General features: G+C 56.3%; 14 protein-coding genes. 8 read left to right on the forward strand and 6 right to left on the reverse strand.

Translation table 11 applies throughout. The features are described 5' to 3' along the window. Positions 1 to 3: 3 nt before the first annotated feature. From ACOTTU_RS06450 to ACOTTU_RS06475, 6 genes are all read right to left on the reverse strand, one after another. The gene (locus ACOTTU_RS06450) at positions 4 to 198 is read right to left on the reverse strand and encodes a hypothetical protein (protein WP_425656729.1); all 195 of its coding nucleotides are present in this window, start codon (positions 196 to 198) and stop codon (positions 4 to 6) included. A gap of 16 nt (positions 199 to 214) precedes the next feature. Next, a complete protein-coding gene (locus tag ACOTTU_RS06455; RefSeq protein ID WP_425656731.1) occupies positions 215 to 1,555 on the reverse strand; it encodes an amidase in 1,341 nt (446 codons plus the stop codon). Then, positions 1,552 to 2,919, reverse strand: a complete 1,368-nt coding sequence (locus tag ACOTTU_RS06460) for a TRAP transporter large permease (protein ID WP_425656733.1) — start codon at positions 2,917 to 2,919, stop codon at positions 1,552 to 1,554. The genes ACOTTU_RS06455 and ACOTTU_RS06460 overlap by 4 nt, the downstream gene beginning before the upstream one ends. A gap of 30 nt (positions 2,920 to 2,949) precedes the next feature. Further along, complete coding sequence (locus ACOTTU_RS06465) at positions 2,950 to 3,540, reverse strand: TRAP transporter small permease subunit (protein ID WP_425656735.1); 591 nt, start codon at positions 3,538 to 3,540, stop codon at positions 2,950 to 2,952. A gap of 116 nt (positions 3,541 to 3,656) precedes the next feature. Beyond that, entirely contained in the window at positions 3,657 to 4,751 is a 1,095-nt protein-coding gene (locus ACOTTU_RS06470) for a TRAP transporter substrate-binding protein (protein ID WP_425656737.1), read from the reverse strand. A gap of 306 nt (positions 4,752 to 5,057) precedes the next feature. Further along, positions 5,058 to 5,906 carry an IclR family transcriptional regulator gene (locus tag ACOTTU_RS06475; protein WP_425656738.1) on the reverse strand — a complete coding sequence of 283 codons (849 nt, stop codon included), beginning with the start codon at positions 5,904 to 5,906 and terminating at the stop codon, positions 5,058 to 5,060. A 204-nt stretch (positions 5,907 to 6,110) separates the two neighbouring features. Here ACOTTU_RS06475 and bhcA point away from each other — a divergent pair, with 204 nt between their 5' ends. From bhcA to ACOTTU_RS06515, 8 genes are all read left to right on the forward strand, one after another. After that, entirely contained in the window at positions 6,111 to 7,301 is a 1,191-nt protein-coding gene (gene bhcA / locus ACOTTU_RS06480; protein WP_425656740.1) for an L-aspartate--glyoxylate aminotransferase BhcA, read from the forward strand. 14 nt (positions 7,302 to 7,315) lie between these two features. Next, complete coding sequence (gene bhcB, locus ACOTTU_RS06485) at positions 7,316 to 8,287, forward strand: beta-hydroxyaspartate dehydratase BhcB (RefSeq protein ID WP_425656742.1); 972 nt, start codon at positions 7,316 to 7,318, stop codon at positions 8,285 to 8,287. A 12-nt stretch (positions 8,288 to 8,299) separates the two neighbouring features. Beyond that, on the forward strand, positions 8,300 to 9,463 hold the full coding sequence (gene bhcC / locus ACOTTU_RS06490) for a 3-hydroxy-D-aspartate aldolase BhcC (protein WP_298917271.1): 1,164 nt from the start codon (positions 8,300 to 8,302) through the stop codon (positions 9,461 to 9,463). A gap of 78 nt (positions 9,464 to 9,541) precedes the next feature. Beyond that, positions 9,542 to 10,519: an iminosuccinate reductase BhcD gene (bhcD, locus tag ACOTTU_RS06495; protein ID WP_298917273.1), complete on the forward strand. Its 978-nt coding sequence runs from the start codon at positions 9,542 to 9,544 to the stop codon at positions 10,517 to 10,519. Between the two features lie 249 nt (positions 10,520 to 10,768). After that, entirely contained in the window at positions 10,769 to 12,475 is a 1,707-nt protein-coding gene (locus ACOTTU_RS06500; protein WP_425656745.1) for a serine/threonine protein kinase, read from the forward strand. A 93-nt stretch (positions 12,476 to 12,568) separates the two neighbouring features. Next, complete coding sequence (locus tag ACOTTU_RS06505; protein WP_425656747.1) at positions 12,569 to 13,702, forward strand: FHA domain-containing protein; 1,134 nt, start codon at positions 12,569 to 12,571, stop codon at positions 13,700 to 13,702. Beyond that, positions 13,686 to 14,528, forward strand: coding sequence for a PP2C family protein-serine/threonine phosphatase (locus ACOTTU_RS06510; protein WP_425656749.1), 843 nt, complete (start codon positions 13,686 to 13,688; stop codon positions 14,526 to 14,528). Before ACOTTU_RS06505 ends, ACOTTU_RS06510 begins: the two co-directional genes overlap by 17 nt. Next, positions 14,518 to 15,609, forward strand: a complete 1,092-nt coding sequence (locus ACOTTU_RS06515; protein WP_425656751.1) for a hypothetical protein — start codon at positions 14,518 to 14,520, stop codon at positions 15,607 to 15,609. Before ACOTTU_RS06510 ends, ACOTTU_RS06515 begins: the two co-directional genes overlap by 11 nt. Positions 15,610 to 15,643 lie beyond the last annotated feature (34 nt).

Raw genomic sequence — 15,643 nt, forward strand, 5'->3', positions numbered from 1 at the left:
GGGTTATTTCTTCCGGATGCATTCATCCCAGTAGTCATAGATCGCCATTCCGCAGACGATGATCGCGATCACCATGAAAGGAAAGCCGCCCCAAAAACCGGCAAAGCCCGACGAGATGCTGTGAGACAACCCACTGATGAAGGTCACCAGCAAGGCGGTGCCAATCAGACCCATGATCAGTTTGGTGGTATATGACATTGATCAGACCTCTTTTTCAGGCGGCCTCTGCCGCGATGTGTTGTTGCAGCCAGCGTGCGGTGCGCATCAGCCGGTCGTCCTTTTTGGCCGGTCCGATCAGTTGTACACCAATGGGCAGGCCAGCCTCTCCCACAAGCAAGGGCAAAGTAACACAAGGCAGGCCCGCAAGCGTCCATAAAGTGCAGAAGATCGGATCGCCGGTGCCGGACCCGAACCGCAGGGCCTCTCCCGCGGCAGCAGGGGCCAGGATCGCGTCATATTCCGTGAAAAAGTCCTCAAAGAAGGCTTCGGCGGATGCTTTGACGGCCAATGCATCGTCATATTCTGTCTGGCTGATCTGGCGTGCACGCGTGATGATCGGTTTCAACGTGTCGCTGATCTGATCCCAGTGGGTGTCAAAAACCTGTGCCTGATGCTGTGCAATTTCATATTCGTGAATGCGTGCCTGCACGGCTACAAGTTCAGACAGTTGATCGGCCGGGTCCATGCGTTTGATACGCTCTCCCAATATCTCCATCACCCCGTCGAGACCTTCGCAGGCGTCCTCTGCCAGGCGGTCGTTGAAGGGCAGGTTGAACCAGACGATATCCGGCTCCATCGCGGGGTCTTCGACAGCCGCCTTTGCCATACGCGGGCGGGCGTGGCCAAAGCTCTCGCGGTCCCGTTGATCGTAGGCGCTGATGGCGTCGGCCAGAAAAGCCGTATCTTCCAGTGTCCGGGCGAATGTCCCGATCTGATCAAGCGACACAGAGGTTTGCAGGACACCAGTGCGCGGGATCGTTCCACGTGTGGGTTTAAACCCGAATGTCCCGCAGAAGGAGGCGGGCCGGATAACGGACCCGTTGGTCTGTGTGCCGATGGCCAGTGGGACATGACCGGCAGCGACGGCAGCCGCCGATCCGCTCGAAGACCCGCCGGGCGAATGCTCAGTGTTGTGCGGGTTGCGGGTTTCATTGGCATGCACAAAGGCCAGTTCGGTCGTCACGGTTTTCCCCATGATCACCGCCCCGGCTTCGCGCAGCAATTCGACGATCCGCGCATCATCTTCGCTTTGACGGCCCGCAAAGATGGGGGTGCCACACTGAGTGGGCATGTCGCGCGTGTCGATGATGTCTTTCAACGCCACCGGCAATCCGTGAAGCGGCCCTGTTGCCAGGCCCTTTTGCCGCAAGGTGTCACAGGCTTCTGCCTGTGCCAGTGCGGCACCGGGATCAAGAAAGGCCCAGGCGCGGATCGCGTCATCGGTTTGCGCGATATGATCGAGACAGGATTGCACCAGCTGAACGGATTTAAGCTGGCCGGAGGCGATAAATCGCGCCGCCTCCGTTGCCGAGAGCGTATGCGGTTTGATCTTCACGGAATATATTCACCGAAGAGATAATCGGGGAACCACAGCGCAATGCCCGGGAACTGATACATCAGCACCATCGTCAGGATCACGATGCCGAGATAGGGCATGATGCCACGGAAGATTTCCATCAGTTCGATCTGCTTCTTGAGCACCCCTTTCAGATAATAGGCGGACATGGCCATGGGCGGGGTCAAGAACGAGGTCTGAAGGTTCAGAGCCACCAGCATCGCAAAGAAATAGGGGTTCACGCCAAAGACTTCCAAGAGCGGCAGGAAGATCGGCACGAAGATGATCAGGATTTCCGACCATTCCAGTGGCCAGCCCAGCAAGAAGATGATGATCTGCGCAAGCACCAGGAACTGCCAGGGCTCCAGGTCCATGCCGCCGACCCAATCGGCGATGATGTCATGCCCCCCGAGGTAGGAGAAGACGGAAGCAAAGGTCCAGGAGCCGACAAAGAGCCAGCAGACCATGGCGGTCGCCTTGGCGGTGAGGAACACGCTTTCCTTGAGCTTGGTCCAGGTCATCGACCGGTAGAGCACGGCGAGAACCATTCCGCCCAAAGCCCCCATGGCCGCCGCTTCCGCCGGTGTCGCCAGACCGCCAAGGATCGAGCCCAGAACCAACGCGATGAGCACCGTCAGAGGCACAAAACTGACCAACAGATTCCAGTAAATTTCGCGCGGTGGCGGGATGTCATCCATCTGCGGCTTGGGGGCCAAAGCAGGGTTAAACCAGACCCGGACGATCACATAGACGATATAGAGGCCCGCCAGGAGCAATCCGGGGAACACGGCGGCCGCATAGAGACGCAAGGGCGACAGGTCGGCAATGGCGGAATAAACGATCAGCATGATCGAGGGCGGGATCAGAATGCCCAGCGTGCCACCGGCACAGATGACGCCGGACGCAAAGCTCTTGTTGTAATTGGCATTTGCCATGGCGGGGAATGCCAGCAGTCCCATCAGGGTCACAACAGCGCCGACGATGCCTGAGGCGGTGGAGAAGACCGCGCAGGTCAGCAGGGCGGCGATGGCCAGCGAGCCGGGCAGGTTGCGCGCGGCCTGATAGAGCGAGAAGAAGAGCTTGTCGACGATATTGGCACGTTCGACCACGTAGCCCATGAACAAAAACAGCGGGATCGCCACCAGCGTGGGATTTTCCATCACCGAATAGGTGTTCTGGTTGAGCAGGTAGAAAATATTGTTGTTGAAGATATCGCTGAAGGTCTCGATCGGATGACCTTGATGATAGGCGTAATAGCCAAAGGCGACGCCCATCGCCAGAAGTGTGAAGGCGATTGGGAAACCCAAGAGCACCAGCACGATAAACAGGCCCAGCATCAACAAGGCGACTTCGGGATTTGTCATTTTTCTGTCTTTCTTCCTGCTGGCGCGCCGTTATTGCTTGCCGGGATGGATGGCTTGGATTTCAGCGATATCTGCATCTGAGAGCAGGTCTTCGGTCTCTTTCACATCGGCCAGCCGTTCGGGCCATTGCCCAGTTCGCATGGCGATGACACAGCGCACCAGTTCAGCGACGCCCTGGATCATCAAAAGTGCGCCAGCAACCGGGATCAGCGATTTGAAAAAGTAGATCTGGATGCTGGCAGGGCTGTTGAAGCTCACTTCCTTGTAACGCCAGCTGTCTGAGGCGATTTCGTAGCCGAACCAGACAAGGGCCGTGACGCCCGGAAAGAAAAACAAGAAGTAGAGAAGGAAATCGAGGCTCGCCTGAACCTTGACCGGGAAGAGACGGTAGATGACATCCGCGCGTACGTGGGTGTCTTGCGCCAGTGCATAGGCGCCACACATCAGGAACAATGCACCATACATCTGGATCATCATGTCAAAGGCCCAGACCGTGGGCGCGTTGAGCACATAGCGCACGAAGACCTCATATGACACGGACAGCGTGAGGATCAGGATGCACCAGCCGAATGCGCGACCGACCCAAAGGCTCAATCCTTCGATGGCATGTACGAATTTCATGGTAGTTGACTTCCCTGTCGCGGCTGCGCGAGCGCTTTTCTGGTGGCCCGGTCAGCATCATGTAAACCCGGACATCTTGCGAGATGCCCGGGGTCACTTTTTTGTGCTTTGTCAGATCAACCGAAGTAGTGGTTGTAGGCCAGCTTGTAGTCAGGCTGGTTCAGGTTCAGATAGTTCATCACATTTTTGGCGTAGGCCTTTTGCGACTCCATCACCTTGGCAAAGAAGGGATCATCAGCTGCAATGCGCTCCGTGACCTTGTCCCAGGCTGCCAGCTGGGCTTCCATCACGCTGTCTGGTGTGCGGTACACGTTCACGCCATCGGCTTCCTGCAGTTTCAGCAGGTCATCGGAATAGCGCTTGGTGTTGCCCCAATAGAAACCAGAGTTTTCCGCCATCGAAGCGTTCTTGATGATCGCCTTATGGTCATCGGAAAGCGCGTTGAACTTGTCCTTGTTGATCGTAACCTCAAAGAACTCCTGGCTCTGGTGGAAGGACGCGAGGTGGTAGTGCTTGGACACGTCCTGCATCCCGAAGTCACGGTCGGACGTCGGGTTGTTGAACTCCGCCGCGTCGATCAGGCCGGATTTCATCGCCGGCTGAATCTCACCACCGGGCAGCTGAACAACCGACATACCCATCTCCAGCAGAACGTCCGCGGCCAGACCAACGGTCCGGTACTTGAGACCTTCCATCTGCGAGGCGTCGGTGATCTGCTCCTTGAACCAGCCCATCGGCTGGGCAGGCATCGGCGAATTGAAGAAGGACACCACGTTCAGGCGCAGTTCAGACATCAGCTCGTCAAAGAGTTCCTGACCGCCACCTGCATAGACCCAGCCCAGCACTTCCTGGCTCGACCAGCCAAAGCAGGGCCCGGTGCCAAAGAGCGAGGCCGCCTTGGATTTGCCGTACCAATAAGCGGGCACGTAGTGAGCCGCGTCTAGAACGCCGCGGTGAACCGCATCCTGCATCTGGCTGGTTTTAACAACAGCGTCGACCGACAATACTTCGATGGTCAGTGAGCCGCCGCTCATTTCATTGACGCGAGCCGCAAAGGACTGCGCGTTTTCGAGAAAGATACCGCCGCCCCAGGCTGCCTGCATTTTTAGTGTAACGCCGTGGCCGTCAGCAATGGCCGGCGTGGCAAGGGCTGCTGCACCTGCGACCGCGGAGCCACGCAGGAATTTTCTGCGATTAAGGTTTTCTGTCATATTTCCTCCCTAGGAATGGACTGTTTCAGCCCAAGTCAGCTGCGAGCGAGAACGCTCAAGTGTCTTATGAAATTTCAAGAATTGACGACCGTGCGGGCCCTGTTCGTCACGCCGCATCCAAAATGGAACAACGCTCAAACAATTCCTCCCCGAATTTCCATGATGTAAACTTAGCGGCCCAATACGATCCGGCAAGAAAAAGAAACCGCAAAACAACACTTTAGTACAACCTTCGGGTGTAAATTGGCGATTTCTCACAGTTTTTTGTGTTTTTCTCCTTTCGCAAGAGAAACTGGGCCGTTCGGTTCAGGTGGTGTTGGTTGAATGATCTGGCTCTTTGACAGGCACGCGACCACCGATCAGATGGGTGATTTGCTGCGCTGCGTCCAGGACAGTGGCACCAAGTTCCGGCACCCGCAGGTCGTCAAACCGGGTGCTGGGTCCGGAAATGGAAACCCCCGCGAAAGGTTCCTTGTGCTCGTCATAGATCACGCTGCCGATGCAGGACATGCCAATATGGCGCTCCTCACGATCAAAGGACCAGCCGCGTGCACGGGTTATATCAAGGTCCGTGAATAGCGCGTCCGGTGTGACAAGCGTATTATCTGTGAAGCTCGAAAGACCGGACGTCATCAGTAGTTTTCTGGCGCGATCTTGGGGCAGGGCAGAAAGGATTGCCTTGCCCGTGCCGGAGGCGTGCATCGATGTTCGGGTGCCGCGCGCAAAGAATGCGCGGATCGGATTGATGGTCTCGACCTGCCCCACAAAGACAACTTCTGATCCGTCCGCAATGGCGAGATTTGCCGTCTCGCCGGTCTTTTCCATCAATTGCCGCATGATGGGGCGGCTGACGGCGCTCAGATTTGTCCGGTTCATGAAGGATACCCCGGTACGGTAGGCTTCGATGCCAATCACCCAATCCTGCCGCTCCTCGTCGAATGCGACAAACCCATGCTTTTGCAGCGTGGTCAAAATCCGGTGCGTGGTCGCTGTGGGGACGCCCAACGATAGCGACAGGTCGGTCAATGATGCCCGTTCGGCGCGAGAGACCGCTTTGAGAATGCCCAAGGCCCGGTCGAGGGATTGCAACGTACCAGCGGAGCTTTCCTTGAACTGGGATTTTGGCCTGCCACGTTGCCGTTTCTGGGTATTCACGGGCGTCTCCAAATACTAGATTACCCCAGTATCTATAAGTGAAAAATATTTTCAATAACAAAATAAGGGAGCGCATGAAAAAATAAAAATAAATTAATATCAGCATGTTGAGTATTATATTTTGATAATGAAAAATATTTTCGAGAAAATTGATTACGCCACCCTATTTGGTATGATGTCGCCGTGAATTAGGAGGACGACGCCATGTCAGATCAAAATCCAGTGTTTATCCCTGGGCCAACAAACATTCCGGATCGGCTGCGTGCTGCGATGCACGTCCAAACCCGTGATCATCGCGCGCCCGACTTCGTAGAAACATTCGCGCCCGTTCTGGAAGATACCAAAAAGGTTTTTGGCACCTCTGATGGTTCCGTGATTACCTTCCCGGCCAGTGGCACGGGTGGATGGGAGGCGGCGATATGCAACACGCTGAGCCCCGGCGATAAGGTTCTGGTGGCACGCTATGGCATGTTCAGCCATCGCTGGATCGATCTGTGTCAGAGACATCAGTTGGATGTTCAGATCATTGAATGCCCATGGGGTTCAGGCGCACCGGCGGATAAATTTGAAACCGTGCTCAGTGCGGATAAGGACCACACCATCAAAGCCGTTCTTGTGACGCATAATGAAACGGCAACGGGCGTGAAATCCGATATTGCCGCCGTGCGTGCCGCCATGAATGCCGCCAGCCATCCGGCGATGATGTTTGTCGATTGTGTCAGTTCGCTGGCGTCGATGGATTTCCGCATGGATGAGTGGGGGGTCGATATCGCCGTGTCGGGATCGCAAAAAGGGTTCATGCTGGCGACCGGTATGGCTATTCTCGGCGTGAGCCCCAAGGCTTTGGCTGCCATGGAAACAGCGAAACTATCGCGCACCTTCTTCGATTTCCGCGATATGATGGGCGCGAATGCCTCCGGTGGTTTTCCCTATACGCCGCCATTGCAATTGATCTATGGCATGCGTGAAAGCCTCAAAATGCTCTTTGAAGAAGGACTGGAAAACGTCTACGCGCGGCATTTTCGTCTGGCGGAAGGCGTGCGCAAAGCCGTGGGTGCCTGGGGGCTGAACCTGGTTGCCGAATGCCCGGAACTTTATTCCGACACCGTCAGTGCGATCTACGTTCCCAAAGGTCTTGACAGCAACGCCCTGACAGATCAGGCGTTCAATGCTTACGGCGTCTGCTTTGGGATCGGGCTTGGTGAGATGAACGGCAAGGCGTTTCGGATTGGCCATTTGGGCAGCCTGACAGATGTGATGGTGTTATCCGGGCTCGCGACGATTGAGATGGCGATGGCCGATCTCGATTATCCGATTGAACTGGGCAGTGGTGTCGCAGCGGCGCAGGATTACTTTCGCACGCACCGGTCAGCCATGATCAAATCTGCAGCATAAAGGGGAAACGACAAATGTTGGACACAATGACGGGACCTGATCTGACACTTGATCACGTGCGTGACGCCCATGCGCGGATCAAGCCCTATATCCATCGCACGCCGGTGCTGACGTCGTCCTATTTCAACGATCTGACGGGCGCGGAGCTGTTCTTCAAATGCGAGAACTTCCAAAAGGCCGGTGCTTTCAAGGTGCGCGGTGCATCCAACGCCGTTTTTGGCCTGAGCGATGCGATGGCTGAGAAGGGCGTTGCGACCCATTCGTCGGGCAATCACGCGCTGTCGCTCAGCTATGCGGCCGGCAGGCGCGGCATCCCGTGTCATGTGGTGATGCCGCGTACAGCGCCCGAGGCCAAAAAGGCAGCCGTGCGCGGCTACGGTGGGATCATCACGGAATGTGAGCCGTCGACCACCAGCCGCGAGGCCGTTTTCGCCGAAGTACAACAGGCCACGGGCGCGGAATTTGTGCACCCTTACAACGACCCGCGCGTGATTGCCGGGCAGGCGACCTGTTCGTTTGAATTGCTTGAGCAGACGGAAAACCTTGATGCGGTGATCGCGCCGATTGGCGGCGGTGGAATGATTTCAGGCACCTGCCTGACTTTGTCGAACCTTGCACCTAAAATGGAGATTTATGCGGCAGAGCCCGATCAGGCGGATGATGCGGCGCGTTCCTTCCGGGCGGGACATATCATTGCCGATGATGCGCCCGTGACAATTGCCGATGGTCTGAAAGTACCATTGAAGGAAAACACTTGGCACTTTGTGTCGAATTTCGTGACCGACGTGCTGACAGCATCGGAACAGGAAATCATCGACGCAATGAAACTGACATGGCAACGCATGAAGATTGTGATGGAGCCAAGCTGTGCTGTGCCAATGGCGGCCATCCTGCGCAACCCGGACGTGTTCCGCGGCAAGCGCGTGGGTGTGATCATCACCGGCGGCAATGTGGATATGGATAAACTGCCCTGGACATTGGGCTAAGGAGATACGGACATGAACAAACAAGTAAATATCGAAGAATACGAAGTTGGCTACGACATCCCGGCAGCAATCGGCATGGATGAGGCCAAGATCGCAACGCCCTGTCTGGTGCTCGATCTGGATGCGCTTGAACGCAACATCAAGAAGATGGGCGATTGGGCACGCGATCACGGCATGCGGCACCGTGTGCACGGAAAGATGCACAAATCTGTCGACGTTGCCCTGCTTCAGGAAAAACTGGGCGGAAGCTGTGGTGTCTGTTGCCAGAAAGTGTCCGAAGCGGAAGTTTTTGCCCGTGGTGGTATCAAGGATGTGCTGGTCTCCAACCAGGTGCGTCAACCAGAGAAAATTGATCGCTTGGCCCGTCTGCCCAAACTTGGCGCGCGCACCATCTGCTGCGTGGACGATGTGGAAAACGTCGCGGACCTGTCGGAGGCGGCCACCCGTCATGGCACCGAAATCGAATGTCTGGTAGAGATTGACTGTGGCGCGGGGCGTTGTGGCGTCACAACAACGCCAGCCGTTGTGGAAATCGCCAAAGCCATCGATGCGGCACCGGGACTGAAATTTTCCGGCATCCAGGCCTATCAGGGCGCGATGCAGCACATGGACAGCTATGACGACCGCAAGGCGAAAATCGACATCGCCGTGGCGCAGGTGAAAGACGCTGTGGACACGCTCAAGGCGGATGGTCTGGAGTGCGATATCGTCGGCGGCGGCGGCACGGGGTCCTATTATTTTGAAGGCAACTCGGGCGTATATAACGAATTGCAGTGTGGCTCCTACGCTTTCATGGACGCAGATTATGGCCGCATTCTGGACAAGGACGGCAACCGGATTGATCAGGGCGAGTGGGAAAACGCGCTCTTTATCCTGACCTCCGTGATGAGCCACGCCAAAGCCGACAAGGCAATCGTCGATGCGGGTCTGAAGGCGCAATCGGTGGATTCAGGGCTGCCCACCATCTTTGGCCGCACGGATGTGGAATATGTCAAATGTTCGGACGAACATGGCGTAGTTGCTGATCCCGACGGCGTGCTCAAGGTCAATGACAAGCTTAAACTGGTGCCGGGCCACTGCGATCCGACCTGCAACGTGCATGACTGGTACGTCGGTGTGCGGGGCGGCAAGGTGGAGACAATCTGGCCCGTCTCCGCGCGCGGTAAAGCCTACTGATCCCCTTACAAAAACACAGCAGCGCGTCCGGTCCGTCCGGTCGCGCGGAAATTCAAAGTAAAAGACAGGAAATCCCAAATGTCCGAAGGATTGTTGATCGTGGGCGAAGACGTCTGCGCCGAAGTTGTGAACAGCAAGGATGCCTTTGATGCGGTTGAGGCCGTATTTGGCGCCATGGCAAAGGGTGATGCCTACAACTTTCCGGTGATCCGCGAAGCGATCGGATATGCGGATGCGCTTTATGGTTTCAAATCGGGATTTGACAAGGCCGGTAAAACACTGGGCGTGAAGTCGGGCGGATATTGGCCCGGCAATATGGACAAAGGCCTGACCAACCACCAGTCGACCATATTCCTCTTTGATCCCGACACCGGCATGTTGCAGGCGCTGGTGGGCGGCAATTACCTGACTGCGGTGCGCACGGCGGCTTCGTCGTCGGTGTCGATTGCGCATCTGGCGCGCAAGGACGCCAAGGTTCTGGGTATGGTTGGGGCAGGGCATCAATCGACCTTCCAGTTGCGCGCCGCCGTGAAGCAGCGCGATTTCGAGAAGGTTGTGGCGTGGAACCCGCATCCCGATATGCTGCCACGCCTCGGGGCGGTGGCTGAGGAGTTGGGGCTGGCATTTGAAGCGGTCACCCAGGAAGAACTGGGCGCGCAGGCGGATGTCATCATCACGATCACCAGCGCCTTTGAACCGCTGATGATGAAAGACTGGATCAAGCCGGGCACACATATCGCCTGCATGGGCACCGATACCAAAGGCAAGCAGGAGGTCGATCCGGCCATTCTGGCAAATGCCACGGTATTTGCCGATGAGATTGCCCAATCAACCACCATTGGCGAGGCCCAGCATGCCATCGCATCGGGTCTGATATCACAAAGCGATATCACCCCGATTGGTGCCGTCATCAACGGCGATCATCCCGGTCGCAGCAATGACGGGGAAATTACCCTTTTTGATGGTACCGGTGTCGGCCTGCAAGATCTGGCCGTAGCCTCGGTCGCCGCTGCGGAGGCTGAAAAACAGGGAAAGGCTACGCGCGTAGCACTCTGATTTTCCTTTTTTCCAAATTATTTGACGCATATCCGCGGTCTGTCGGGCCGCGGATATTGTCTTTTGATCTAGCTGGTTTGTCGGTTGAGAACGACCGCATTCTCCTAAACTTGTCTTTTCATGGCACGTCTCTTCCCTTCTCAAGCCATGTTTTGGACACAGCCTTTCGACCATTTTTGCCACAGGCCCGCGTGCGTTTTCAAAGCGCGACAGGCGGGTAGTGATCACCAATGGACGATAGAAAACGCGATGAGTACGCAAGAAGGGACAATAGCGGACGACGACGCCAACAGCGAAGCGTTGGCACCCGGCAGCCAGTTGCTGAGCGGACAGTATGAGATCATTCGGTATCTCAGCAGCGGTGGTTTCGGGATCACTTATCTTGCCAAAGACAGTCTGAACCGCACCGTGGTAATCAAGGAGTGTTTCCCGGAAGCGTTTTGCAGCCGCGTCAACAAAACGGTGCGCGCCAGAACCCGCAACTACGTGGACGATTTCCGGTCTATCGTTGCGCTCTTTATCAGGGAGGCGCATGCGCTTTCGCGTTTGGACCATTCCAGCGTCGTCGGGGTGCATCAGGTCTTTGAGTACAATGAAACGGCCTATATGGCGCTCGATCTGATTGACGGTAAAGATCTGCTGGAGATCATCGAAAGCGGCGAGCCGAAACTGAGCCCCGCGCAGGTCCGGTCGCTGACGCTGCAATTGCTGGAAGCCATCGGTCATGTGCACAGTCAGGATTTGTTGCATAGGGATATCTCTCCGGACAACATTCTCGTCGACAAGACAGGGCGCCCGGTGCTGATTGATTTCGGTGCTGCACGCGAAGAAGCCAGCCGCAAAAGCCGCGTGCTGTCTGCGGTTCTGGTGGTGAAAGATGGCTATTCTCCCCAGGAATTTTACGTGGCTGGCAGCCAGCAATATCCTTGCAGCGATCTCTATGCCCTGGCGGCATCGCTCAGTCACCTGATCACCGGGCAAGCCCCGCCGAATAGCCAGGCGCGGCTTGCAGCGCTCGCGTCAAATCAGCCAGACCTTTATGAGCCGCTTCAGGGCCGTTTTCCCGAATACGACGATGCCTTCCTGGGTGCCATCGACATGGCGATGAACATCGTGCCTGCCGAAAGGATTCAGTCCGCGGAGGACTGGATATTGATGATCGACCATTCAAAGCGGGTCGAAATTGCGCGCGCCAAAGCTCAGGATGATGCGAACATCGACCTGACGGTCAGCAATCTGATCAAGACGGTTTCGGCGGATTTTGAGGGCACTGGCGAAAAACCCGCTGCCGCTCAGAAAAAAGAGATCGTGCAGGAGGCCGACACGCCACCTGTCAAATCGAAAACAGTTGATCCCAAATACGACGAGGCGTTTCTCAGAGATCTTTACGATCTCGATGAAAATGAAACCCCGGCAGAGGCCACCGAAAGCGACGATCAGTCAATCCTGGCCGGTCAGCAGGGCCAAGTCGCAGCGGCGTCGCAGGCGGATGACCAGATAATTGACAGGCTTAACGCCGCAATCGACCAGACAAGCACCGATCTGAGTGCGTCTTCGGATACCGCGCCATCGTCATCAAAGCCTGAAAAAATCTCCATAACCCCGGCATCCGTTGTCAAAACCAAGAGCCGTCTCATCAAAGAAGAGGAACGTCTTTACGACGGACCCGATCACAGCCCACGCCCGGCTTCAAGACCTCGCGGAAAGGCCCGTTTGCCCAAAGTCATTTCCCAGAGTGATTTCGACGCGTTGATTGCGGCGGAAAAGACGATTGAAAGAAGCACCAACTGGCGGCGTCTGACAACGATACCGGTGATCCTCTTTGCCTATTTCTTTCTGGGGCACACGGCACTGCAATTCGATGACATTCACGCAGTCACGGTCGGGCAGATCATCTCGATGGGTGAAAACTACGGCTATTGGACGATCAACCGGTCTGTTGTGGTGGGCGGTTAGCCCCCTTCCGAAAGAAATCAGATCAAAAACAAATCACACCGTTCCGGATGATCCGGGGCAGCAGGTTAACAGGCGAAACTGGAAAGGCATAAAATGACACTCTTCCGCAAGGTTTTTCAAAACCAATCGAGGCCTGCTACAGGCGATGAAGCATTGGACGAGGATGCAATTCGTGACGCGTTCATGATCGACTCCGAGGATCGGGTTTTGCCCCTGGATCCGTTTGCGGTGGCGGAAGAGCGCGCAGAAGAGCTATCCGAAGAGACGGCCGAAGAGCACAGTGAGCTGACGGACGTTTCGGTCATGCCCGAGGATGTCGATGCCGAGCTTGAGATTGCAGACGATGTCCTTGCCGAAGAGGGTGTCGAAGAGATCGAAGCCGCCGATCAGGACGAAGAAGAAACGCAGACCGCAGATATTGCCGCCGTGCTCGCGCAAACGCGCATGATGGAGGAACCCGCTGCCCCAACCGCAAATGAGGCCCCGGCGGTTACACCATCCGTGGCTTCTGATGACGCGCCCGCGGCGGCGGCAGAAGAAGTGGAACCACATGAGGCCCAAGACGAGGCGTCGTCAGATGAGCCCGCGCAAGAAAAAGCGCCGGATCTGGTTGCCTACGCAAAGCAACAGATGAGCGCCTTGGGGGAAGATCAGGCGGGGTCTGTCGAGGTGGAATCTCCTCCGGTCGATCTGTCGAATACCGATCCCATGTCGGGTGTGCCCGCTCCGGTTGCCGGACGGGCGGGACGCCGCGCCGGTCGGGTAAAGACACGATTGCTTGGTTTCAATCGCGCCGAAGCTGACGCCAATGATCCGTTCGGCGATTCTGAGAATGCAACCGCCAAGCCCCAGCACGAGAAGTTTCCCGTTGGTTGGCTGGTGGTCGTGGAGGGGCCCGGGATCGGGCATTCCTTCAGCATATTTACCGGCGCATCCATGATCGGACGTGGCGATGATCAGGTCATCAAGCTGGATTTTGGCGACAATAGCATTTCACGTCATAACCATGCGGCGATCGCTTATGACGAAGAAGAAAACAAGTTCTATATTGGTCATGGTGGCAAATCCAACATCATCCGTCGCAATGCCCGCCCTGTTCTGAGCACGGAGGAATTGCTTCACGCCGACCTTCTGCGCATTGGCGAAACCACATTGCGTTTCGTGGCGTTGTGCGGATCGGATTTCAAGTGGGATATGGCAAATGGCAGCGATGACACCGCCCTTTGATTTTGATGCCTCCTCTGCGCTGAGCATGGGGCAACGCAGCTATCAGGAAGATGCCCTCATCTGCGATTTTTCGCGTGGAGCGGAGATCGGGTTGACGGTGTTGGCGGATGGCATGGGCGGGCACGCGGCTGGCGATGTAGCCAGCAAAATCGTCGTGACCGAGGTTTTCAGTGAGCTGACATTCCAACGCGGCAACGAGGCGTTCGAAGAGACGGTCAGAACAAATCTCTTTGACGCGGCAATGGCGGCAAATGCCTGTCTGCGCGATCACATGGAAACGCACCCCGAGACACGGGGCATGGGGGCCACACTGGTTGCGACGGTCATCATCAACAAGCGCCTGTACTGGATATCAATCGGGGATTCCCCCCTGTTTCTCTACCGGAATGGAAGCTTGAAACAGCTTAACGAAGACCACTCCATGGCACCTCAGATTGATTTCATGGTCAAATCCGGCTTGATAGATCATGAAGAGGGGCGTTGCCACCCGGACCGAAACACCCTGACATCGGTGCTTTTCGGCGAGAAGGTGCCGCTTGTGGACTGCCCGCAGGAGCCAACCGAATTACAGGTGGGCGACATGCTGATCGTTGCCAGTGACGGGCTGCAATTCCTGACGGATGCGGAGATCGAAGAGGTGCTGTGCGCGCATGAAGATGATCATAGCGCCGAGATCGCAGATCGACTGTTGGACCGGCTTGCGAAACTGAACGATCCGGATCTGGACAACGTGTCTTTTTCAGTTGTGAAACTCAAGGAAGCACAGAACCAAAACGTGACCGATGCCAAGCCAGCGGTTCGGGAAGGCATTCGCCGTGTCGGATGAGGTCGAGCGCGTTCAGGTGATGTCAAGGTTGGAGGCTGTGTTGGCGTCCGAGACCTTGAGCGATGCCGCGAAAGCACAGGCGAAAAACCTTCTGGACCGTTTGGGGTCAGGCGTGAATGTCGTCGTTCTTGGCCCTAAGGGCGCTGGGAAATCAAGGCTCTGCGATGTGATGCTGGGACATGCATTGCCAGAACCCGGGCAAAAAGCCTCGGTCTACAGTTTTGACGATGTTCAGACCGATCCGGATGAGAGTGTCGCGTCGCTTTGCCTGCAATGCGATTTCCTCAAGCTGACCACGGTGACGGATGTCACGGCACCACAGGACATGGATGATTTTGCGGCAACGGCCGCTTGGGCGATGTCACGAGCGGATATCGTTTTGTGGTGTACCTCGGAATTTGGCCCCACCGAGGCGAACATCTGGGCGGATGCCTCGGATCACCTGAAAGACCACAGCTTCCTGGTGCTCACCAAAGCCGACAGATTGGCCGGTCAAGGACAGCTAAACCACGTGATTTCAGCGCTGCAATATATTGCAGCGGAAGAATTTCACAGCTTCTTTCCGACCTCTACATTGCAGGCACATGCGACATTGACGCGAACGGGCGGCATCCCTGATGACCAGATGGCCGCAAGCGGGATCAAAGCTCTTAAAGATACGCTGTTGCGACTGGCCATGTCTGGTCGGCGCGCGGATCTGGACAGCGCACTTTTGTTTTTGGAACGTTACGGGGCCGATACGTCTGCTCCTGAGACCGCGAAGGATGAGGCCTCTTCACCGCAAAGGCAGACCTATCAGAAGGCACTGGACCTGTTACGGTCCCGCACAGCCGACATCAGTCAGGATGCGGCACCTGATGCGGTCCTGAACTGCTGTGGTGCACTGGCCGAAGACCTCGCCGAACTTGCTTCCGCCGAAACACAAAGCGCGCCCGATTTTGACGCTTGGCGCAATGATCTTTACGAGGCCAGCGATAAGGTCATGCTGATGACGTTGGAAAACGATCTGCGGTCCGCTGCGGATGCCGCCACCATTATTTTGCAATTGAGCCGGGATCTGCAATCTCGCGTAAGTCATTAAAAGCTTAAAGATACTCAGTATTTGAGCCCGCCGA

The organism is Roseobacter sp. EG26, assembly GCF_049830555.1.
In the GTDB taxonomy this organism is placed as follows: Bacteria; Pseudomonadota; Alphaproteobacteria; order Rhodobacterales; family Rhodobacteraceae; genus Roseobacter.